At 39.7% G+C, this 22102-nt stretch carries 14 protein-coding genes; 7 read left to right on the forward strand and 7 right to left on the reverse strand.

Going from position 1 to position 22102, the window contains the following annotated elements:
- Positions 1-152 precede the first annotated feature (152 nt).
- The 3 genes from ACNR9Q_RS00100 (at position 153) to ACNR9Q_RS00110 (ending at position 5869) form a co-directional block, all read left to right on the forward strand.
- Positions 153-4085 (forward strand): DUF2194 domain-containing protein, encoded by a 3933-nt coding sequence (locus ACNR9Q_RS00100; RefSeq protein WP_419212545.1) that lies wholly within the window; start codon positions 153-155, stop codon positions 4083-4085.
- Positions 4086-4262: 177 nt separating this feature from the next.
- The gene (locus ACNR9Q_RS00105; protein ID WP_419212546.1) at positions 4263-4991 is read left to right on the forward strand and encodes a DUF6851 domain-containing protein; all 729 of its coding nucleotides are present in this window, start codon (positions 4263-4265) and stop codon (positions 4989-4991) included.
- Positions 4922-5869 carry a vanadium-dependent haloperoxidase gene (locus ACNR9Q_RS00110; RefSeq protein ID WP_419212547.1) on the forward strand — a complete coding sequence of 316 codons (948 nt, stop codon included), beginning with the start codon at positions 4922-4924 and terminating at the stop codon, positions 5867-5869. The genes ACNR9Q_RS00105 and ACNR9Q_RS00110 overlap by 70 nt, the downstream gene beginning before the upstream one ends.
- 394 nt (positions 5870-6263) lie before the next feature.
- On the opposite strand, the gene hemL is transcribed toward ACNR9Q_RS00110, so the two are convergent.
- Genes hemL through ACNR9Q_RS00130 form a run of 4 tightly spaced genes read right to left on the reverse strand, consistent with a single transcriptional unit; the run spans position 6264 to position 9629 of the window.
- Positions 6264-7544, reverse strand: coding sequence for a glutamate-1-semialdehyde 2,1-aminomutase (gene hemL, locus ACNR9Q_RS00115; protein WP_419212548.1), 1281 nt, complete (start codon positions 7542-7544; stop codon positions 6264-6266).
- 5 nt (positions 7545-7549) lie between these two features.
- Entirely contained in the window at positions 7550-8386 is an 837-nt protein-coding gene (locus ACNR9Q_RS00120) for a glucosaminidase domain-containing protein (protein ID WP_419212549.1), read from the reverse strand.
- Positions 8383-9288 carry a 1-aminocyclopropane-1-carboxylate deaminase/D-cysteine desulfhydrase gene (locus ACNR9Q_RS00125; RefSeq protein WP_419212550.1) on the reverse strand — a complete coding sequence of 302 codons (906 nt, stop codon included), beginning with the start codon at positions 9286-9288 and terminating at the stop codon, positions 8383-8385. The genes ACNR9Q_RS00120 and ACNR9Q_RS00125 overlap by 4 nt, the downstream gene beginning before the upstream one ends.
- An 11-nt stretch (positions 9289-9299) precedes the next feature.
- Complete coding sequence (locus tag ACNR9Q_RS00130; protein ID WP_419212551.1) at positions 9300-9629, reverse strand: hypothetical protein; 330 nt, start codon at positions 9627-9629, stop codon at positions 9300-9302.
- Positions 9630-9824: 195 nt separating this feature from the next.
- Between ACNR9Q_RS00130 and ACNR9Q_RS00135 the strand changes: the two genes are divergently transcribed.
- Entirely contained in the window at positions 9825-9986 is a 162-nt protein-coding gene (locus tag ACNR9Q_RS00135) for a DUF5522 domain-containing protein (protein WP_419212552.1), read from the forward strand.
- A gap of 69 nt (positions 9987-10055) precedes the next feature.
- Positions 10056-10631, forward strand: a complete 576-nt coding sequence (locus ACNR9Q_RS00140) for a DUF4136 domain-containing protein (protein ID WP_419212553.1) — start codon at positions 10056-10058, stop codon at positions 10629-10631.
- Positions 10632-10691: 60 nt separating this feature from the next.
- Here the strand turns inward: ACNR9Q_RS00140 and ACNR9Q_RS00145 are convergent, their stop codons facing one another.
- Complete coding sequence (locus ACNR9Q_RS00145; protein WP_419212554.1) at positions 10692-11159, reverse strand: Lrp/AsnC family transcriptional regulator; 468 nt, start codon at positions 11157-11159, stop codon at positions 10692-10694.
- Positions 11160-11305: 146 nt separating this feature from the next.
- Between ACNR9Q_RS00145 and ACNR9Q_RS00150 the strand changes: the two genes are divergently transcribed.
- Both ACNR9Q_RS00150 and ACNR9Q_RS00155 read left to right on the forward strand, forming a co-directional pair.
- On the forward strand, positions 11306-11770 hold the full coding sequence (locus ACNR9Q_RS00150; protein ID WP_419212555.1) for a DUF3291 domain-containing protein: 465 nt from the start codon (positions 11306-11308) through the stop codon (positions 11768-11770).
- A 5-nt stretch (positions 11771-11775) separates the two neighbouring features.
- Positions 11776-13539, forward strand: coding sequence for an aromatic amino acid hydroxylase (locus ACNR9Q_RS00155; RefSeq protein ID WP_419212556.1), 1764 nt, complete (start codon positions 11776-11778; stop codon positions 13537-13539).
- A gap of 73 nt (positions 13540-13612) precedes the next feature.
- On the opposite strand, the gene ACNR9Q_RS00160 is transcribed toward ACNR9Q_RS00155, so the two are convergent.
- The gene (locus ACNR9Q_RS00160; protein WP_419212557.1) at positions 13613-14500 is read right to left on the reverse strand and encodes a type IX secretion system membrane protein PorP/SprF; all 888 of its coding nucleotides are present in this window, start codon (positions 14498-14500) and stop codon (positions 13613-13615) included.
- A 22-nt stretch (positions 14501-14522) separates the two neighbouring features.
- Positions 14523-21905, reverse strand: a complete 7383-nt coding sequence (locus ACNR9Q_RS00165; RefSeq protein ID WP_419212558.1) for a gliding motility-associated C-terminal domain-containing protein — start codon at positions 21903-21905, stop codon at positions 14523-14525.
- Positions 21906-22102: the final 197 nt, after the last annotated feature.

The raw sequence follows: 22102 nt of genomic DNA on the forward strand, positions 1-22102 counted from the left end.
ATGAAAAATCAATAGTTTCATAGGGTAATTTGCATATTTAACGAATAAATTTTCCTGTAAAACCGTTCATGAGTTACTTAGAAGTCCCAAAAAAAGATGCCGTTAGGGCCACCTACGCTATCCTATGAATTGAACTTTGAATATAGTCCCTTATGAGAGGAAAAATAATAGGTTATATATGCCTTTTTACCACTATTGCTCTATTTACAAGCTGTCAACAGGAGTTATATAAGTGGAATAATAAATACAATATTCCAGAAAAAAGTACAGAAGCCCCACTCGTTCAATTTTTAATAGAGCCAACCAACTACAGTGCTATTCTAGAAACTGAAAATTTGGCGAAAGCGTACGACTATTCGAAAATTGCGCATAAAACCTTGTGGATTAATCAGTTTAACGAGAAGTTAATCATTGCACCGACCACTAGGGTGATTACATTGCCAGAGACAGTAGGGTTGACCGATGTCGCCCTTGATAGTATCTTAAAATTTGTATCTAAGGGTGGTACTTTGTTTGTAACCAAAGCCACAAAAGATGAGCGAATGTCATTTTTATACGGAATGACACCAGAAGCAGATTGGCATACGAATATTAAAGCCTCGGGAATACATTTTAAAAAGCCTTTATTTCCAGGAATGCAAGGTTATGCATATGACAACAAAACAGTGCATCTCGGTTTTGATGGATCTAACTTTTCCAGTGAAATAAATGTTCTGGTATGTGCCTATAATACTGAAGAGTATCCTGTTCTTCTTGAAAATCGAATTGGAAATGGAAAAGTAGTATTGTACAACTCTTCTGAAATACTAAAAAAAGAAATGAGAGGGTTGTTGTTTGCAGCAACTTTATTAGGTCTCGAGGGTGTACCCTACCCTATCGCCAATATGGCCACACTATTTTTAGATGATTTTCCTTCGCCTGTTTATGATGAAAACGAAAAAATGATTTCTTTAAAAAATGGGGAGAGCAAATCGGAATTCTTAAAATCTTATTGGTGGCCCAAAATGAAGGAATTCGCCAAAGAGGAAAATATTAAATATTCGGCTTACATCACTTTTAAATCGAACAAGAATAAAACTGTCAACCCTGAATTTAAAGGTTGGGACAAGGGTAGGTCGTTGGATGTTAAAAATGTGGATGGAACCAATGCTTGGATTGAAAACGAATTCTTTAAGGAAGGACATGAAGTAGGGCTAAAAGGCTATAATGACCTACCCCTATTGAATGAATTATGGAAGGATACCGATTTAATGCTAGATGCAACAAAGGTATCCGAAAAGAAATGGAAAGAAAGCGTTTCCAAAGAACTGCCCATTTCCTATTCTGCCCCCCACAACGAAATTGATAGTCTAGGGATGGTGGCACTTAAAAAAGGTTTCCCTAGTTTAAATTATGTACACACCTCATTTTTAGGTGATTTAGATAAAGGAGGAAATCGTGAGTTCGATCCAGACCCACTCAACAGTAGATTTTTTGATTTTCCGAGATTGAGTAGTGGTTATACTATATCTCCCAAGGAAAAATGGGCATTAGAATCTACTTATTTATATACCGGTATTTGGTCTCACACTTTAAAGGCTCAAGATATTATAGATTCGGGAAATTCTGAAGAGGCTCTCTTAAATTTTAAGAAGCACGTGGTGGATTACAAAAAAAGACATCCATATATTCAGTTCTTAGGTGCTAAAAAATCTACCGAAGCAACCATGGATTGGCGCTATCAGAGCGTGCGTCATCTTATTTTCGAGGGACAGTATGAAGTTTCAAGTTCAATAAACGCCGATGCCAACAAAGATTCGTATTGGTTAATGTACGTAGATTCTAAAAATGATGGAAAACTGAAAAAAAGTTTGAACGATGAGCAAATCGATTTTGAATCAGTTCCGCTATTGAATGGTTTTCTTTATAATATCAAAACCAAATCTCCCAGTATTACAGTTCCAGATATCAGACCCGAAATCAGAAATCTAACCGGTACTACCTCATCGTTGATTTCAAAAATGAACAACGAATATAAGCAGTTTAATAAAAGTAAACAGACCTTGGTACCGTTGAAGGAAAAAATAGATAGACTGGTTGCCGAGGAAAAGAATGAAAAGGCATCTGAATTGATGGAGGAACTTTTTGAGGGCAATAAGTTTATAAACACCCAACAAATCGTTGCCTATGCCAAGTTTATGAAAGAACGTGGAAAAGAAAAAGAGCTATGGGAACAATTGAACAAATTATACTTGGCTAATCCATCCGTATCCTACGCCAATTTTGCAAACCGTATTAGCACCCTTAGTGACTATCCTTCTTTGGCCCTTAAAAAACTTTGGATCGAAAGACAATTGGAGTGGGAAAGCGAAAACATACTCCTTTTGAAAGACTATTACACCAGTTTCAATACTTTAGAAAACGCTGAAATTATAGAACAAGTTCTTGAGGTTTTGAATACGGTAGAACCTAACGATGAAAATAGAAAAAATTATATTCATTTTCTGATTGAGCATAAAAATGATAATGTTATAGTAAAGCTTGACGAAGTAGAACCCTGTTCAATTACCGATAAAAATCTAGTCACAAAGATTAGTCTTACCTATGCAGATCGATTAAATTTTGAGAAAGCCTTAATATGGCAAAAATGTGGAGCTGATATAGACCCCGATATCGTAAATGGATGGATGGAGGAATCGAATTCAATTGAAGATAAAAAATTAACCGATTTTCCTTATTTCATTGAGTTTTTACTTATAAACGATAGAGATCGGGCTATTTCTGAACTACAGCAAATTGGTACTTGCAGGCCTGATTTAAAAGATCTTTCTAAAAACATTGCTATGCTCTTTGCTGAATATGCACAGTTTCAGAAAGCATTGAGTTGGAGTGCTTGCGCGCCTGACCTTCCTATAAAATATGTAATGGATTGGAATTCTGAAATTGGAAATCTGCTCCAATTGAAGCAGGTATATACAGCATATCTACAAAAAAATACACATGATTTTCAAACCATGAACCATATGGCAAAATTGCTGTTACTACACGGGGATATTGAAGGCGCAGGAAAGATTGCATTAGCTATACCTGCTAAAAAATTAGATTCCGATTTTAAAATAGCTTTTAACAAAGCAGTGAAGAGTGATACTGATGATCAACAAGCTTTTTATATAAGTAAATTCAAAATTCTAATGGATGATGCCATTGTTAGAAAATCTGCAATAGAAGTAAGAAAGAAGAAAGGACACTCCATCGGATTTTCGTCCTCTGCGATTGCGGATAAGTTCAATCCTACCCTATTTAATAATTTCTTCCATTTTGGTATTTACAATAAGAAATATGATTTCCATCGTTTTTCCATAGTACATGGAACTTCCTACTCGGTCTTAAAAGATACTTTAGTTGCAGATGATATTGGTCGGGATCTTTTAGGAGTGGAGTATATGTACAGAAGAGAATCTAAAAAGGATAATCCGTTTTGGATTAGCAGCAGGCTGGAGTTGGACAACTACAATAAGTTGTTCGTACATTTTAATTCTGGAATTGACTTTATAGGTAAGAATAAAAAAACCACATTTAAAATCAATGCCCATCCCGTTTCAACCGGGCCTGGATATGTCTTGAATATTTATAATCTCAATTTAAAAGCCAAGCTAGAGTTCGACTATTCCTCCACATTAAAACAGGTGTTTTCCGCGTCGGGCACGTATTATACAGATAGCGAATATTATACTATTGCGAATACAAAACTAGAATACAATTTGATCAATATCAATAATTTTAAGCTTGGACCCATAATGGAAGGCTCATACGCATCAGGTTCGGCGGAACGAAGAAATGGCTTCCCCTACTGGCTGACCAAAGAGAGACTATTTGGTGGCGGGGGTCTGTTAGTACAAATAGGAAATGAAAAATCAGATTTTAACCTAAAAAGTAATCTCTCCATTTTTGCAGAAAAGGAAGAACCATCTTTTCAAAGATACAATGGCATAATTTCCTATAGAATTAAGGACTTCACCACAATAAACTTCGATTATACATATTTTACCATCGATCACTTTTTTTCAAATGCCTTTCAATTAGGTATTCAATATAACTTTAAATAACAATACCCATTGATAAGCCGTAATTTTCTTAAAAAAATGTATCGGAATATCCATAAGTATTTATTTTTGGCTCAATACTAAGAACATTAGTAAATTTAACTTCTAAATAACAAAGTATATTCGAATATTTTAACCCCTTCGATTGTTGAGGGATACAATTAAACCATTAGAATGCGAATGAATAAATTGATCCTAGTCGTATTGACCACTTTTTTATTTTTTGGTTGTCAACAAGACCCTAAAAGGAAACAGACTCAAGTTGAACCGAAAGGAGTGGACAACATAGCCTACAAATGGGGAGAAATGGCTCTAACCGCAACGGCAAACGATACAGAAAAATTTAAACCAAGACCAACAATTACTTCTAGATACTTAGCCTTGATATTCGTTTCTGTTTTTGATGCTTGGTCAAGGTACGATGAAAAAGCTATTCCCGTTTACTTAGATAGTGTTAACAGAAGACCTGTTGGGGAACAAACGTTGAAAAACAAGGAAATTGCAATAAGTTATGCTGCATTTAGAACTATGAACGAATACTATTATTCGGACAAAGAGCTTTTCACAAACTTTATGAAAAAAATGGGTTTGGATCCAACCAACGAATCTTTAGACCCAAACACCCCTGAGGGTATTGGCAATTTAGCCGCCAAAGCAGTTATACAGGCGAGAAAAGGTGATGGAGCCAATCAATATGGAGAGGAAGACGAAGAAAATCACCAGCCCTACTTCGATTATACAGCTTATGCCCCTGTAAATTCGGCAGATGAGAATGTTGACCCCAACCGTTGGCAACCTAAATATTTTTCAGATGGCAAAGGAGGCACATATGCGCCAGGATGTTTAACGCCCTATCAAAAAGCATTGGTGGAGTTTATGAATTATATTATACAGCTTATGCCCCTGTAAATTCGGCAGATGAGAATGTTGACCCCAACCGTTGGCAACCTAAATATTTTTCAGATGGCAAAGGAGGCACATATGCGCCAGGATGTTTAACGCCCTATTGGGACAAGGTAAAGCCAGTAGCACTCAAATCAGGAGATCAATTCCGCCCAGGTCCACCACCCTTAATTGGTTCTGAACAATTGGAAAAAGAAGTTAAAGAAGTGGTTGAAATGCAAGCTAATCTAACCGATTATCAAAAAGCATTGGTGGAGTTTATGCGCGACGGGCCACAATCTGTTCAGCAGGCAGGACACTGGTTAAAATTCGCACAAGATGTTTCGCGTAGAGATGACCATACCTTGGATCAAGATGTGAAAATGTATTTCTATAATCAAGTAGTTGCCATGGATGCTTTCATTGCTTCTTGGGATTCAAAAATGTATTATGACTATGCCAGACCCTATGCCTTGGTCCACAAATATTATGATGACCAAAAAATCATAGGATGGGGCGGTGAGGGAAAAGGTATGGTTGAAATTGAAGGTAAAACATGGAGGCCATATTCTCCAGAAGTTTTCCTTTGCCCACCTTTCCCAAGCTATGTTTCTGGACACAGTACCATAAGTGGGGGATGTGGTGAAGCCTTAAAACTTTGGACCGGAAGCGATAATTTCGGTTCTACGGCAGAACTTGTGGCAGGTGCTATGACCGATCCAAATAATTTGGGTGACACCATTACCCTAGAATTCCCAACCTTTACCGAAGCAGCAGAAATGGCGGGTATCTCAAGGGTCTTAGGTGGATATCATATTCAATCTGATAATGTTGCCGGTTTGGAATTAGGAAGAAATGTCGCCAAAGAAGCTTGGAGGTTTTACAAAGCACATATTGGAGAATAAAAATTTGAAGAGGTAGGTTTAACCAAGAGTAAAGCAACCTTTGTTCGGCCCCTAAATAATTACCCTCTTTATTCAAATTCAAGAATTAGCTAAGTCTGGTAAATCTATTATAAATCAACTATATTAACCACTGTTTGTCGACCACCTACAAACACAACAACCTTTATTGTTATAACCATGATAATCTTCTCGCTCTTTTAGTTATTAAATATAGAAAATAGAGCGAATCGGGACTTTTTGTTTTAATGCTGATTTTTCTACCCAACCAAATTCGGGATTTGACCAAAGAAATTCCTGCTGTAGGTTCTAAATTGGCGGGAATTATAAGATTAGCGATACAATTTGTATTGATTGCCACTGGATGGTGGATTTATTAAACCAGTCCATAAAAACCCTAAAGATCAATCCCTTTAAGGGCATCTATTGTTTCATCCAGATCCGCGTAGCTTAGTGCGTCATTTAAAAAATAGCTTTCAAAAGCGCTCGGTGGTAAGTAAATGCCTTTATTGAGCATACCGTGAAAATATTTTTTAAATGTTTCATTATTTCCTTTTGCAGAAGTTGCAAAATCTACCACTGGTTCATCTGTAAAATGAACCGATATCATACTTCCAAACCGATTGATTTGATGTACAATTTCCTTCTCCGCTAGTACCAATGCAATACCCTTATGTAAATATTCACATTTATCGGATAAACTTTGGAATACCTCAGGGTGATTATTCAATTCGGTCAACATAGCTAGACCTGCACTCATGGCCAATGGATTACCACTTAAAGTCCCTGCTTGGTACACGGGTCCGTCGGGAGCCAAATGATCCATTATCTCAGCCTTAGCAGCAAAAGCGCCTACTGGCAAACCTCCACCTATAACCTTCCCATAAGTAACGATATCCGCTTGTATCCCTAAAACTTCTTGTGCTCCTCCCCTTGCCAAACGGAATCCGGTCATTACCTCATCAAAAATCAAAAGAATACCTTCCTCAGTACAAATACCCCTTAGGCCTTGTATGAACATATCGGAAGGAACAATACATCCCATATTTCCGGCAATAGGCTCGATAATAATTGCGGCTATCTCTCCTTTATTTGCCTGAACCAAGGTTTTGACCTCTTCTAAATTATTGTATGCTGCCAACAGCGTATCTTTTGCCGTGCCTTGAGTGACCCCCGGACTATTAGGACTACCAAAGGTTACCGCGCCGCTACCTGCTTGGATTAAAAAAGAATCTGAATGACCGTGATAGCATCCTGCAAATTTTATAATTTTATCCCGACCTGTATATCCTCTTGCCAAACGTACCGCACTCATACAAGCTTCGGTTCCACTGTTCACAAAACGAATCTTATCAATATTGGGAGCCATGGAGATGGCTAGTTTTGCCAACTCGGTTTCTATTTCGGTAGGCATTCCAAACGATGTTCCGCTTTTAGCTTTTTCGATTACCGCTTTGATTACCGGTTCATGTGCATGACCCAAAATCAAAGGTCCCCAAGAGGCTATATAATCAATTAATCGATTACCGTCCTCGTCATAGAGGTAAGCCCCTTTGGCTTCTTTTACAAATATTGGGTCTCCACCAACGGCCTTAAAAGCCCGTACTGGAGAATTCACACCACCTGGAATATATTTTTTTGCCTCTGCGAACAGGGCGCTACTTCTTTGATAAATCATTGCCGTTAATTGATATTGCTAGTTTTCACCTTTATGCGTTGTCCTATGGACAAGTCAGCGTTACGTAGATTGTTCAACTGCATCAGTTCGTTAACACTCATATAGTATTTTCGGGAAAGTGAATACAAGGTATCGCCTTTTTCAACCGTATGCATTTTTTCAGATTCAGTAGCCACTACAGTCGTATTGCTATAACCAGCTTGCTTTACTTGGATATCATATTTATGAAGCCCATACTTTTCAATCAGGTAAATCAGTTTTTGCGGATATTTAGGATCTGTAGCATAGCCTGCTTTTTTAAGGCCTTTGGCCCAGCCTTTATAATCGGTATGGCTCAAATCAAAAAGAAAGGCATACCTAGACCGCGAGGTAAGAAATTCACTATGGTCTCTAAAGGAATACATCGGGTGGTTATATTTTCTAAAACACTCCCCCTTTTCATCATCATCGTGAAAATCATAATCGCCCTGCCAGCCTTTGTGACATTTGATCCCAAAATGATTATTCGTTTTCATGGCCAATTCCCCTTTTCCATATCCACTCTCCAACAGTCCTTGAGCCAAGGTTATACTAGCGGGAATTCCGTAGCCCATCATTTCTAACTGAGCGGTCTCTGCGAATGTTTCGATATATTCTGAAACTGATTCTATTCTAAAGGGAATAAATGCCGAAGGTTCTTTTGGCAACTCCACATCTGCAACTTTATCCGAGGTATCGCTTTTTCCTTTTTCTCGCTCCTTCATTACGTTTTTGGTGCGTAACTGATCGGAGTATGCTTTTTTTGATTTACAGGACGCAAAGCAAATCCCAATAACTAAGAGCAGTATTATTTTCTTGTTCATATATGCAACAAAGGTAAATTTTTCTTTTTCAGTACACTATTCATGCCGTGAATACCTTGTAAACCTCCGGTATGAATAGCTACTATTTTAGTTCCCTTTACAAAAGTATCATGCTTCACCATATCTAACAACCCGAACAACATTTTTCCTGTATAAATGGGATCCAATGGTATTTGGGTCTGTTGTTTAAAATTATTGATAAACGCAACAAGTTCTGCCGTAATCTTTCCATAGCCCCCAAAATGATAGTCTGGTATCAGCTTCCAACGTGGGTTAGTTGTCATCCTTTCGATATCGGTCTTTAGAAAATCACCTTTCAGAGCTGAAAAGCCTATGACTTGTTGATGTTCAAAAGAAGAATTCACCAATCCTGAAACGGTACCACCCGTACCTACCGAGGTACAAACTACATCAAACTGCCTATCTTCTTGTGTTAGAATTTCTTCACATCCTTTAATGGCAAGCTCATTGGTTCCTCCTTCCGGAATTACATAAAAGTCACCGAATTCCTTTTTTAAGTTGAACAAAAATGAAACTTCTTCTTTATGCCGATAGGTTTCCCTACTCACGAATTTAAAAACCATTCCATTCTCATATGCTTTTAGTAAGGTAGGGTTATCTTGCCAATTACGTTCCAATTCCTCACCCCTTATCACTCCGATAATCTTAAATCCCATTTCGCAGGCCGCAAAAGCCGAGGCAGCTATGTGGTTGGAAAATGCACCTCCAAAAGTAAGCAGGGTATCATATCCTACTTTATTTGCCTCCAAAAGGTTGTATTTCAGCTTTCTATATTTATTTCCCGAGATAAATGGGTGAATCAAATCCTCTCGTTTTAAAACAAGGGTAATTTGTTTTTTGTTTAATAAGGGAAGTTGTACGAGTTCATTTTTACTTTGCAAACAGGCCGTTTTTAGCGGTAAAGATATTTAATAAAGCTAAAGCATTTTCTTTTAGACAGATAATCCATCTGATCCTCATTGACGTAAGCCTCCCTTTCAAAACTGATATTCTGGTAGGCCCTGTAAGAATCCATATACCAAACCGCACGCAGTAGCCATTCCAAAAGATAAAGAATATAAAAAGGAAAAATCAATAACTCTTGTTGTTGTCTCAAGTGAATTTTTTCATGATTGATCAGAACACTATCCTCTTTTAAACTTACGTTTTTTAAAAAAATAAATGGCCATAGCGATAGACCAACATAATTTTTATAGAAGAAATGTCTAAAAACCAATATCATAGATTCACTTTGATGATGCTATATCAAAGATAAAGCCATTTTTAATTATGCGGAAATTACCAGATTTTGTTACCAACAAAACCGTTCAACCGTACAAGCACACTGAAAGGTTCATCAAATTGCGACTTTAACAAGCTTTAAATACAGTTATCAACAGAAAGAATTAACTTTATTACGTAAAACATAATTAAATTAATGAAGAAAATTATCCCAATGGAAGAGGGAGATTTTTATTGGTCTGAAAATGGTTTTCGGGTTTTTACGGAACAATACCATCTCAAAAGAGGATATTGTTGTCAAAGTAGCTGTAGACATTGCCCCTATGGCTATAAGGCAAAAACCAATCAGCGGCATTAACCCGCCCATGCTTCGGCATGATTATTGAGATATTTTTATTAGAAAATTAAGTACTTAAAAAATAACGTTATGAAAAAAATTAAATCTTTAGGTGTTCCGCTCCTGCTTTTAGTCCTCATCGCTTCCTGTTCATCGGTTCGTGTGTTGTCCGATTATGATCAGAAAGCAAATTTTACAGGCTATACTTCCTATGCTTTTTACAAAACAGGTATTGACAAGGCACAAATTTCCGACTTGGATAAAAAACGGATTCTCAGGGCCATTGAATCGGAAATGAGCTCAAGAGGTTTCGTAAAATCTGAGGATCCAGATTTATTGGTGAGCATTTTCACAAAAGAACAGGAACGCGTCGACGTATACAATAATAATTTTGGATGGGGAGGCGCCTGGGGCTGGGGATACAACCCTTGGGCTTGGGGTCCTGGTTTTGGATGGGGACGTGGCGGTAGTGCCGTTAGCACAAGTACTCAAGGTTCTCTGTATATTGATTTAATAGACAACAAGACCCATGAATTGGTTTGGCAAGGTAAGGGAGAAGGAACGCTTTCAAATACGAGCAATGTGGCCAAAAAAGAAGAACGCATCAAACAATTCGTCTCTCAAATATTGGAGCAGTATCCACCCAATACGGTCGCGTTAAAATAAAAGTTAGGTTTAATTATATATAAAGGTGGTTGATAAAAATGGATCAGCCACCTTTTCAATTTATAGCAGCGGAAAATTGGTATCGTTCTTGACCTCGTTAAGAACAAAAGCACTTTTTACACCTCCTATACTAGGTAACGAAGCAATCTTAAATTTTGCGAAATTATAATAGGCATCCAAATTTTTGACCACCACTTTTAGCAGAAAGTCGAACTCTCCTCCTACTACAAAACATTCTGTAACCTCAGGATAATTCTTCACTTCCTTAAAAAAATCATCCATCATTGCCCCTTTTTGAGTCTCCAACGAAACAAAACTAAAGACCGTTATACTCTCCTCTATTTTTTCCTTGTCAAGTATAGCAACATAATTTTTAATAAAACCCTCTTGCTCCATACGCTTTATGCGCTCATAGACCGGTGTTTTTGTTAATCCTAATTCTTCTGCGATAGATTTCGCCACCGTTTTAGCATCCTTCTGAAGAATCTTTAAAATCTCCCTATCTATTTGATCTAGTTTATCTACCAAACTTTTTCCTGTTTAAAGATTAAAACCACTGTTTAAAAATAACTAATTACTTTATATGTACATGAATATAGTTCTTTTTCCTGATTTATTATTCTATATTAATTATTTAGTCCAAATACCTTATATTTAATAGAAATAAAATTAATATGTTCCATATAGCCCAAGCCAATGTGGCGCGTTTCAGAGCCCCTTTAGATAGTCCGATCATGAAAGAATTCACCGATTTTCTAGAGCCGGTGAACAAACTTGCAGAGGAAAGCCCTGGGTTTGTATGGAGACTTACAGATTCAGAGGGCAGGTCAGCTTCTTATATTGAATTTCCATTCAAAGATGAACTAACGGCGATCAATATCAGTGTTTGGCAAGATTATGAGTCGTTATCCAATTTTGTCTATACCACGGTGCATAGTTATTTCCTAAGAAACAAAAAGAAGTGGTTTGACATACGTGGCCATTCGCAATTTATCATGTGGTGGATTCCAGAAGGTGAACTTCCAACACTTGAAATGGTAAAGGAAAAATTAGAATTTCAAGAAAAACATGGCGATACACCCGAAGCATTTTCAATTAAGCAATTGTTCGATGCCCAAGGCAACCCCCTAAAGAAGTAGAAAAAATGAACACCTCAGGTTATGAAAGCAATCCGATCCTTGATAAACTCCCTAAACATTTACGGCAATTCATAAAACCTCAAAATTACGAGGATTATACCCCAATTGATCAAGCCGTATGGCGCTATGTGATGCGAAAAAATGTGGCCTACCTCAGTAAGGTTGCCCACAAATCCTATGCGGAAGGATTAAAGAAAACAGGGATTTCTATCGACAACATCCCCAATATGTACGGCATGAACCGTATTCTAAAGGACTTGGGTTGGGCAGCAGTAGCGGTAGACGGGTTTATACCTCCGGCAGCTTTTATGGAGTTTCAAGCCTATAATGTACTCGTTATTGCGTCAGATATAAGACAATTGGAAAATATTGCCTATACCCCATCACCGGATATTATACACGAAGGTGCGGGACACGCACCTATTATCGCAAACCCGGAATATGCTGCATATTTAAGACGCTTTGGTGAAATTGGATGTAAAGCAATTTCAAGTGCCAAGGATTTTGAACTGTATGAGGCCGTACGGCATTTATCTATCATAAAGGAAGCCAAAGGAACGGACCCCATTGAAATCAAGAAGGCAGAAAAACATATTGAATACCTTCAGGAAAATATGGGCGATCCGAGTGAAATGTCATTTATACGAAACCTGCATTGGTGGACTGTTGAATACGGACTTATAGGAACTGTGGAAAACCCTAAAATATATGGGGCAGGCCTGCTTTCTTCCATTGGGGAAAGTGAATGGTGCATGACCGATAAGGTTAAGAAACTTCCATATTCGTTGGAAGCCGCAAAGACTTCCTTTGACATCACCAAGCCACAACCGCAGCTATTCGTAACGCCAGATTTTGCTTTCTTAAGTCAGGTTTTAGAGGATTTCGCCAACACAATGGCCCTTCGTAAAGGCGGACTAAGTGGCTTACAAAAGTTGATCGACTCCAAAGAATTGGGTACCATTGAACTCAGTACAGGATTACAAATATCTGGTAATTTTGAATCGGTCATCTCACACGAAGGGAATCCTATTTACTTCCAGACCAAAGGAAAATCTGCCCTAGCTTATCGTGAGCGAGAATTAGTGGGACAGGACACAAATCAACACAAAACCGGGTTTGGCTCCCCAATCGGCCGCTTAAAGGGTATCAATATCCCCATAGAAGAAATGAGTCCACGTGACCTTAAAGCGTACAAAATATACGAAGGAGAAATAGTTTCTTTAGATTTTGTAGGTGGTATTAATGTAACCGGAAGAATTATTACCGGTACGCGAAACTTACAGGGCCGAATTATACTGATCACGTTCGAAAATTGCAAAGTAACCTATCTGGACAAAGTTCTTTTCGAATCTGAAAAAGAACAATACAATATGGCCATTGGTGAAGAAATAGTTTCAGCCTATCACGGATCTGCAGATTTAAAAAGTTTTGATTTACTTGACCACACAATAAGTACAACGACCAAAGATCCATCTAAAGATACGTTGAATGAATTGGAAGCGTATTACAAACAAATACGGGACTACAGGGAAGGACGAAATAAAATCATCTCGAGAACCAAGGTATTTCAGGAAATACAGCAAAAATTTCCATTGGATTGGTTGTTGCCTGTTGAAATTTATGAAATGGCAATGGAAAACAACGATCAAGATCCTGCAAAAGAGATTAGATCGCATTTACACGGAATTAAATTAGACAATCCTAAAGCAGGCCAACTTATTGATGACGGTATTTCATTAGTTGAAACTAATTTCAGTTTAAAATCTTAAAAAAAACAGTCAACCATCAAGCCATAAAAGCTTTATGGTTGACTGTCTATGTTTAACTCAAATAAAAAGTTTCTTATATCCTCAGCCGCATAAACAATTCATGGGAGTTGTTTTCAATATCACTTACTTCCCGCTGCAAGGCCCATTCATAAGCATAGCCAACTGAAAAACCATTAGAAACCTCAAAAAGTACCAGGCCTCCAAGTGCTTCATTATAACGGTATGTTGCCCCTAGTTTAAAGTGATTTCCAAAATCTACCACAGTAGTGAGGTCCAACGAGAGTGGAGCAGCGTCTACATAGCGTAACATACTGGTTGTTTGTAGAGTTACTCCTTTCCCTAAAACAAAATCATAACCGCCCACTAGATACACATGCCTACGATCCACCCCTACCAATGCCTGACCGTCTCGTTCTTGTAAACGTTCTGGGGTTAATAATTTAGGTGCCGACAATGATAAAAAGTAGTTGTCCCCTTTTAAATATGCACCAACACCAACGTTAGGGGTGAAACGGCTCTCATAATTCATTAAACTACCATCCTGACCTACACCATAGGTAATCAAGCCTTGCGTATTTACATCATAATTATTTCCACTCGCCTTTAGCCCAAAAAAAAGGTCGGTATTCTCATTTAGCTGTAACTTGTATGAAAAGTCGATAGCTACCCATGTTTGGTTTTCAATAAAAGTCCTGTCGTTCAAAACTGACAGTCCCAAACCTACATTCTTTCCAATTGGTGCGCTAAAAATAACACTTTGACTTTCTGGCGCACCTTCTACACCGGCCCACTGGCTTCGTAATCCAAGAACGACCTCTGGTGCTTCAGCACTACCGGCGAAGGCCGGATTAAATAGGTTCATACTATAGCGATAAAAAGTATAGTTAGGATCTTGTTGTCCAAAGACAGGTACTAAACACGCCCAGAATAAAATTACTGGCAAGTATTTTTTAAAGTTCATGTTTTCTAATTTCTGATTGATTTTAATAATTCAAATACACCCAACCTTGTATTGAGGCCGAGCCATCGCCTAAATCGATAATGAATAAATAAGGGCCAGCGGGTAATCTCTCCCTATTCCCTTTATGAAATCCTTCCCAATCATTTTTATAGGTTACCGTTTCAAAAACCTGATGACCCCAACGGTTAAAAATCCTGACCACATTAAAAGGGTAGTTTTCAATACCAGGAACAACCCATGTATCGTTAACTCCATCACCATTTGGGGTTAATGCCTCTGCCGGTATCACCGTTTTTTCGACAGTAACTTCTTCTTTAGTATCATCAGCTTCTAAAGGATTGGTATCTTCAGAATCTTCAATACCATCATTATCATCATCGTCATCGGCGTTATTACCAATTCCATCTCCATCGGTATCTGTATCTTCATTAGAATCCAACGGGAAATCATCCTCACTATCGGGTGTACCGTCATTGTCGTCATCCGTATCGAAATTATCTCCTGTTCCGTCTCCATCGGTATCGGTATCCTCGTTTTCATTCAAGGGGAAGGCATCCTCACTATCGGGAATACCATCATTGTCGTCATCGTCATCGTCAACGTCCCTTATTCCATCACCATCAGTATCAATAGCGGCATCTTCACCTAAAGGAAAATCGTCTTCACTATCGGGTATACCGTCATTATCATCATCCATATCCGTATTGTCTCCTGTTCCATCTCCATCGGTATCCGTATCTTCATTTGGATTCAAAGGAAAGTCATCCTCACTATCTGGTGTGCCGTCGTTGTCATCATCGGTATCGCATTCATCACCATCTCCGTCATTATCTGTATCTAGTTGGTCTGCGTTTGCGATGGAAGGGCAGTTGTCATTGGCATCAGAAATGCCATCATTGTCTTGATCTATATCCTTGGTTGCGGAATCTTGTACGGGAGTACCTACGTTAGCACTACTATCGGTAAGGGTAACGATTAGGGTTATTAAACCGTCAGCCAATCCGCTAAGATCGATTGCGGTTATTTGGTCTGTGGCGGAAGTTATAGTTCCGGATCCTGTGACCGTTGTCACCCCATTGTCGCTACTAAAGCTATAATTATAGGTCGCACCTATTTCAGCACCAGCAAAAGTAAAACCGATCGTAGTTTGATTTGAACTATCTATGGGGTCCTGATCAATGGTTACCGTGTAGCCGTCAGGTGCAGTATCGTCGATTACCGTAACGGTAAATGCCTTGGAAAAATCATCGGTACCGTCATTGGTATTGATTCTTACACTGTAACTGCCCGGAGAAAGTGCGTTATTAGTTCTTAAGCTTGAGGCATCAATGTTAAAACTAGCAATGTCATCGTCACCTGTCCCTGCTACTAGTGAATAGGTATGAGAATTGCCAGAATCAGCATCAGTACTGGATAAAGTACCTACCGTGGAGTCTACACCTGTAGCACTCTGGTTGATGCTGTTAGTATCTAGCGTAATGTCGGTTGGAGCATTATTAATCGCTTGAACCGTAATTTGGAAATTATAAGGCACATTATCTATACCATCGCTCAGTGTAAGTGCTACATTGTGTACACCTACATTAGCGTTGGTTGGCGTACCGGTTAATTCAGCCTTGGTTGCTACCTGGGCAATAAGTGTAGTTGTCAATAAAAACAACTCACTCGCATCGGATATTACCAAGTCGTCTGCAAAACCGCCTGCAGAAACTGTAAAAAATGTATCAATATCACCGTTGGTATCAATTTTTCTTATCCGCTTGCTTAACCGCTCGGAAATGAAAATTTCATCTTGTCCGTTAATGACCAATCCCGATGGGTCGGAAAAAGTCGCACTGACTGCAGGTCCGCCATCTCCAGCTTCCGTTCCTGCTCCTTGCGTACCCGCTATAGTTTCAATGGTGTCTGTCGATAGATCAACTCGCCGGATGATGTCGTTAAACCGGTCGGTAAAGACCAAGCGCCCAGCACTGTCAAAAGCCATACCGTGCGGTTGATTAACTTGTGAGGTTGATGCAGTACCTGTATCGCTATAACCCGTTGATCCCGTACCGACCACTCGCGTCCAGTTCGTATTGGGGTCGCTATTGGTAAGGTCAATTTCATAAATACCGCCATTTGCAGACGCATACAGTTTAGTACCGTTAGCGTTAACCAGCAATCTGCGCATAAACGCTTCTGGCAAATCAGACAGAAGGGTTCGGGTACCCCTATTATCAATTTTCAAGATGTCTGTCTTGGCATAATCTCCAACATAAACTGCGTCATTTACCGCATCATAAGCAATCCCTACTGGATTTAGATTCGTATACGTTCCATCACCTTGATACCAGGTTTGCACATTTCCGTTCGCATCAACATAGCGAATTCCATACTCTTCGGTATCGGTGAAAAACAATTTATTATCGCCATGAGCGGCAGTGCCTGTTTGAATAACCGCACTGGAAGCACTGGTCCCATCCGGCGACTGATTCACCCCATCCCCTGTATTGGTTGGCGTTGCACCAGTACCTACAAAACTGGTTTGCAGTGTGCCACTGGTAAAGGTCAACCAAGCCGGAACGGTGTTTGCCGTCCAAGTTATTACATCGTTATCGGCATCTGATGCTTTAATATCATAGTAATAAAGTGATTGCGCTGTTCCTGATGTGATTGCCGTAGAGGTTACCGTGGGCGGTATATTCGCCTCTTCTCTATATATCGCATACGCATTATTACCACTTAGGTTCTCACCACTTAGGTTGGACGTTTCATCTAAATTATACCTAGCGCTGCCAGTACCACCAACCAAAGAGGTTAAACCTGTACTGTTAGTATTAGAACCACTAAACAGTTTTGCTATACCGCCAGCTCCTGTGGTAAGGGTTGGGGTTCCAGATACGATGATATCACCGCCCGTTGCCGTACCAGCTGAGGAAGCTCTACCTGCATTCAAGATGATAGCATCATCTGAAGTCGAAGTGGTATTAACACTTTCAGAAAGCGTAAGGTTTCCGGTTTCCGTTTCCACCAAAACAGTACCTGTAGAGAAAATTCCTGTTGGGTTTACCGTGCCAATTTCAAGCGCATCCGCATCGCGGTAGGCGATATAACCAAGACGTTTAGTTGCATCGCCACCGGCCAGCACATCAATATTATTACTGCTGTTCTGAAGGGTAAAGCTGCCCGTACCGAACAGTGCCAAATTGTCGGCCGTAATGGCCGCACTTTGTGTCACATTGCTCGAAGCGTTTAGGCTGATGGTGTTGTTTGATGAAGCTGTCAAGGCTTGGTTAATGGCTATATCGCCTCCATATATCGTAATCGGGCCAGCAATACTTGTTGTAGAACCAACAATTACAGTTGAGGTATTCGTTGATTTCCCTATAGTAAGACCGGTTAAATCTGAAGAATAGGTCAATTGAGAAGTATCGAAAGTATTTGTAAATGAATTTCCGAACGATTCAATTGCTAACGTTCCTGCTGTATTAAAGTTAAATCCAGAACTTAAGTCAAAATCGTCTCCGGTAACCGTTATATCACTCGTAGAGCTGCTAACCTCAGAACCTGATTTATACCCTATTGTTGAACCAAAATTAGCGTTAAAAATCTTTCCTGTACTTGCACCAGTTAAATTAATATCTCCGCTATTTGCTAGTATATTTGCTCCTATTAGTAGAATATTATATTGCGTACCCGTACCGCCAGGAGTACCTAAGAGATTAATATTACCTGTACCGGTACTTTGGATAAACAATCCTGCGCCTCCTCCAGCTAAGGTTAAACCTCTACTTTGAGCTGTTGCATCTGAGGCACTTCCAGTTAACGTTATATCTCCATCTACTGTTCTTATAGATGAAGCTGTCCCTCCTGCAGTTGTTGCATAATTTCCAAGATTCATACCATCTGAAATTGACGCATCAGAACCGCTAACATTACCTTCTAAAGCTATATTTCCTGTTTGGCCTGCATCAAGGATAAAACCTTCATAAGCATTTATACCTGCCGCATCACCGTTAAATACAGATGTTTGTCTGCCTTTGAGCGAAATATTTCCTCCACCTGAAATAATAGTAATATTACTATCGTGTCTAGCACCGATTCCGCTCTCAGTTCCTAGGTTTATACCCCCTCTAAAGGAATTCGCATTATTTAAGGCATATCCTGTAGGTACGGTGGTTCCGCTTCCTCCACCTAATGTAATGGCTCCGCCAGATGTGTCGTTTGCTGTTCCATCATTTGCAGTTCTATCAGATGAAGTTCTTGTATCTAATGATGTATTATCTTGAAGATAGATATAGCCACCATTAGTAGTCTCATCATCACTGTTCGACCACAGGGTAATATCCGCCCCACTAGTTGTAATAGATTTACCCGCCGCTTGAACGATATTTCCTGAAGCTTTCAGTAAAATATCACCATCGGCACCACCTGCGGTGGTAGTCAAGTTTTCGTTAATAGCAATATCACCGCCATAGACTTTAATAGATCCGTTAATTGTTGCAGCCCGTGCCAAGGTCAAGGCACTGCTGTTTCCCGGCTTACCTAGGGTGATGCCTGTAGCGGTACTTTCCACATTCACGTTAGCTGTACTGATACCCGTACCAAAAATAGCCCCTACTGGACGAATGGTTAGCGTTCCACTTATGTTAAATCGTGTGGGCTGCACATCAAAAGTCGCACGGTTAGCCTCAATGACAATATCCGAACTACTGCTAGCTACCTCCGCGCCATTGGCGCCGAACAAAATGGTGTTAGCCGCATTAGGTCGTAGGTATAAACCCGTATAGACCCCTGTTAGACCTGCTGGCTCAAGGTCACGAATGGTAATGGTGCCCGATGCAGACAGTAACTGCATGCTATTATCATCCAAGGCCAAGCCTCTTGAATTATTACTGGCAGCACCACCCGTCATGGTCAATGTAATATCACCCGAATCGGTGATAATTCTTGCATCATTCGGTTGCATACCCCAAGCAGAGATGGTTGTATTGCTACTGTTCGTAGCATCTCCCGTCAGGCTGATTACTCCACTGCCCGTTGTAATTAGATCAGCACTATTAAAAGCAATAACCCTTCCGCTAGATGATGTGCCCGCATAGCTCGCGTTTATATTAATATTTCCACCGTTTGCATTGACAATAGCTCGGTTGACACCACTTCCAGTGATTGCTAATACCGATCCGGTCGTTATAGCAGATGCCGTATAGCTGATATCCGCGCCTGAAGTGGTCACATCTATTCCATCATCTTGAAGGATGCGCTGGCCTTCGATGGTAATTCCAGTACCTGTAGTCGCATTAGAGATTAGGTTGGCATCGATGTTTATCTCTCCACCATAAACCGTAATCGGGCCGGCGATGTTGATAGCTTTATCTAGAGTAACATTTGCCGCCGTATTATGATTTTTACCCACTTCTAGTCCAGTTAAGGTAGAGGCTGGGTCAAAAAGGCTTCCTAATGTTAAAGGAGCAGTAAAGCCATCTCCACTAGGCAATATGTTTAACGAACCTGTGGAAGCAATTGTATTTGAAGCTGTAAGAAATTGAATACTGTTGGCTATTAAATCAATATTAGCAGAAGACACCGCCAAAGGCGTAATACCTTGAATAGCTGTTGCGGACGAACGTAAACCTAAATCCGTATTTCGTAATAATTGACCCCCATTAACGCCTGTACCTATTACATCAATCTTACCATTTGCTGATAGTATTTGCATATTGTCCAAAACAATACCTTCGTGTAGCGTTGAAGTACCAGCGATACGTATTCCACCCGTTCCCTCTGACTGTATAAGTGAGCTACCATTACCTAGGTGAATAACCCCCCCTTTACCTGATGCCGTAGTTGAACCATCTATAGAAATTGCGTTTTCAGCATTACTGGCCGATCGAAATGCTATATTTTGAGTAGTAGCAGCAAAACCCAGTTCAACACCATTCCCAGTTTCTGAGGTACCGATAATCGAGATTGTACCACTTCCAGAATCAATCACTAAATTTTCCTGCGTTAATAAACCGGGGTGACCCGAAGCATCACTCGTTTTTCCTCGTAGCAAAATATCCCCTCCGTTTGATAGTAGACTTATCAATGCAGGCCCGGATATTGTGCCCTCACCAATAGATAACCCACCAAAATCAGGGTCACTTGTCTTTCGCCATGCGTAGCCATCTGGAATACCATCATTGCCTACTCCCCCATTCGCTCCATCATCTAGGCCGCCTGCCAAAACCAAATTACCGCCTTGGGTAGTTATGGTAGTACCTGCGTTTATTGTAATAAAACCGCCATTTGCATCGCTATCTGCCCAAAAGGTAACATCGCCACCATTGGTGGTTATCGACTTACTGTTTGCTAAAGCAATATTACCTGTTCCTCTAAGTGAAATATCACCAGCAGCAGTACCTGCTGCGGTGTTCAGGTTTTCATTTACCGCAATATTACCCCCATAAACGGTAATAGGACCGGCTATGGTGGTGGCACTTGCCATAGTCACATTAGAGCTGTTATCTATGGTTACCCCACTCATACCGTCATAAAAGCCTAAGCTTAACCCGGAAACACTGGCAATATTATTGATAGTAATATCATCAAATGTACTACTCATATCAAGGTTAGTACCCCCACCATGTTGCCAAGTAATAGTTGCTGAATAACTCCCGCCATTTGGTGCCAGAACCAATTGCCCCGTAGTATTCAGTGTAAGTGCCCCTACAGCATCAAAATCATCCGAAATTAGAATAATATCACCGCTACCTGTACTAATCGTTGAGGAAGTGTGAGTTTCGATACCCGCCAAACCAGCGCCCGTGCCATTACCGGCCCAGAACAATGCATCGCCACCTCCTGTATTTAAAACTACAGAATGAAAATCAAGCGCATTTTGGTTTGAGCTTGAAGCATCTACACTTGGTCCATTACCAACGGTTAAACCATTCCAAGTAGCCGTCCCCGCAGGCGATGAGCTACCTCCCGCCCAGAAGTGACCTCCATTAGTATCAATACTTGAAACATTAGAGTTAAAAGTACTTCCTCCTCCATTTGTATTATTATAATCTGACCAAAAAACAAGATTTAATTTGCCTGAAGTAGAAATATAATTAGCCGTATTATTTATTCTACCAGATCCCTCTGACCGAATCGTAAGCGTTGCATCGGCTCCAGCGGTTTTTTCAATGTCCCCTGTCTGAGCAATCATACCATCGGTGGAACGCACCAAAACGCTCACACCTGTATTCAAATATCCTTCAATAACAGAAGTATTAATACTGGCATTACCCGTTGCTGAAATCGTAACCGGGTTAGTACCTGTTGTAGTCCAGTTAGTACCGGAAGTACCTGTTTCACCTCCATTTTCAATAGTTAAGGTTTGTGCACCGGCAATTAAGGAAAACAAACCTAGTATGATTACTGCTATTTTTTTCATTTGCTGTTTGATTACAAAAAGGCTTTAACCCTAATCCAAGAATGCTATAAAACTTGATGTAATAATCATCGCAAGTTTTAAACAAAACAGCTATTGGAGAGAAGGCAAATTCTATACATTTTTAAGGTTGTCAAAAATTGACATTTCAAAAATGTAAGATTTTACATATAAAAAATAAGTTTTGTTGTGAACAGATT

Source organism: Maribacter sp. X9 (assembly GCF_048537565.1).
GTDB lineage: Bacteria > Bacteroidota > Bacteroidia > Flavobacteriales > Flavobacteriaceae > Maribacter.

Bases quoted from the DNA above. Each gene is read 5' to 3' on its own strand.
- ACNR9Q_RS00100 (WP_419212545.1), top strand. From the start codon at position 153: ATGAGAGGAAAAATAATAGGTTATATATGCCTTTTTACCACTATTGCT.
- ACNR9Q_RS00130 (WP_419212551.1), bottom strand. From the start codon at position 9,629: ATGATATTGGTTTTTAGACATTTCTTCTATAAAAATTATGTTGGTCTA.
- ACNR9Q_RS00105 (WP_419212546.1), top strand. From the start codon at position 4,263: ATGAATAAATTGATCCTAGTCGTATTGACCACTTTTTTATTTTTTGGT.
- ACNR9Q_RS00155 (WP_419212556.1), top strand. From the start codon at position 11,776: ATGAACACCTCAGGTTATGAAAGCAATCCGATCCTTGATAAACTCCCT.
- ACNR9Q_RS00110 (WP_419212547.1), top strand. From the start codon at position 4,922: ATGTTTAACGCCCTATCAAAAAGCATTGGTGGAGTTTATGAATTATAT.
- ACNR9Q_RS00120 (WP_419212549.1), bottom strand. From the start codon at position 8,386: ATGAACAAGAAAATAATACTGCTCTTAGTTATTGGGATTTGCTTTGCG.
- ACNR9Q_RS00150 (WP_419212555.1), top strand. From the start codon at position 11,306: ATGTTCCATATAGCCCAAGCCAATGTGGCGCGTTTCAGAGCCCCTTTA.
- hemL (WP_419212548.1), bottom strand. From the start codon at position 7,544: ATGATTTATCAAAGAAGTAGCGCCCTGTTCGCAGAGGCAAAAAAATAT.
- ACNR9Q_RS00140 (WP_419212553.1), top strand. From the start codon at position 10,056: ATGAAAAAAATTAAATCTTTAGGTGTTCCGCTCCTGCTTTTAGTCCTC.
- ACNR9Q_RS00135 (WP_419212552.1), top strand. From the start codon at position 9,825: ATGAAGAAAATTATCCCAATGGAAGAGGGAGATTTTTATTGGTCTGAA.
- ACNR9Q_RS00165 (WP_419212558.1), bottom strand. From the start codon at position 21,905: ATGAAAAAAATAGCAGTAATCATACTAGGTTTGTTTTCCTTAATTGCC.
- ACNR9Q_RS00160 (WP_419212557.1), bottom strand. From the start codon at position 14,500: ATGAACTTTAAAAAATACTTGCCAGTAATTTTATTCTGGGCGTGTTTA.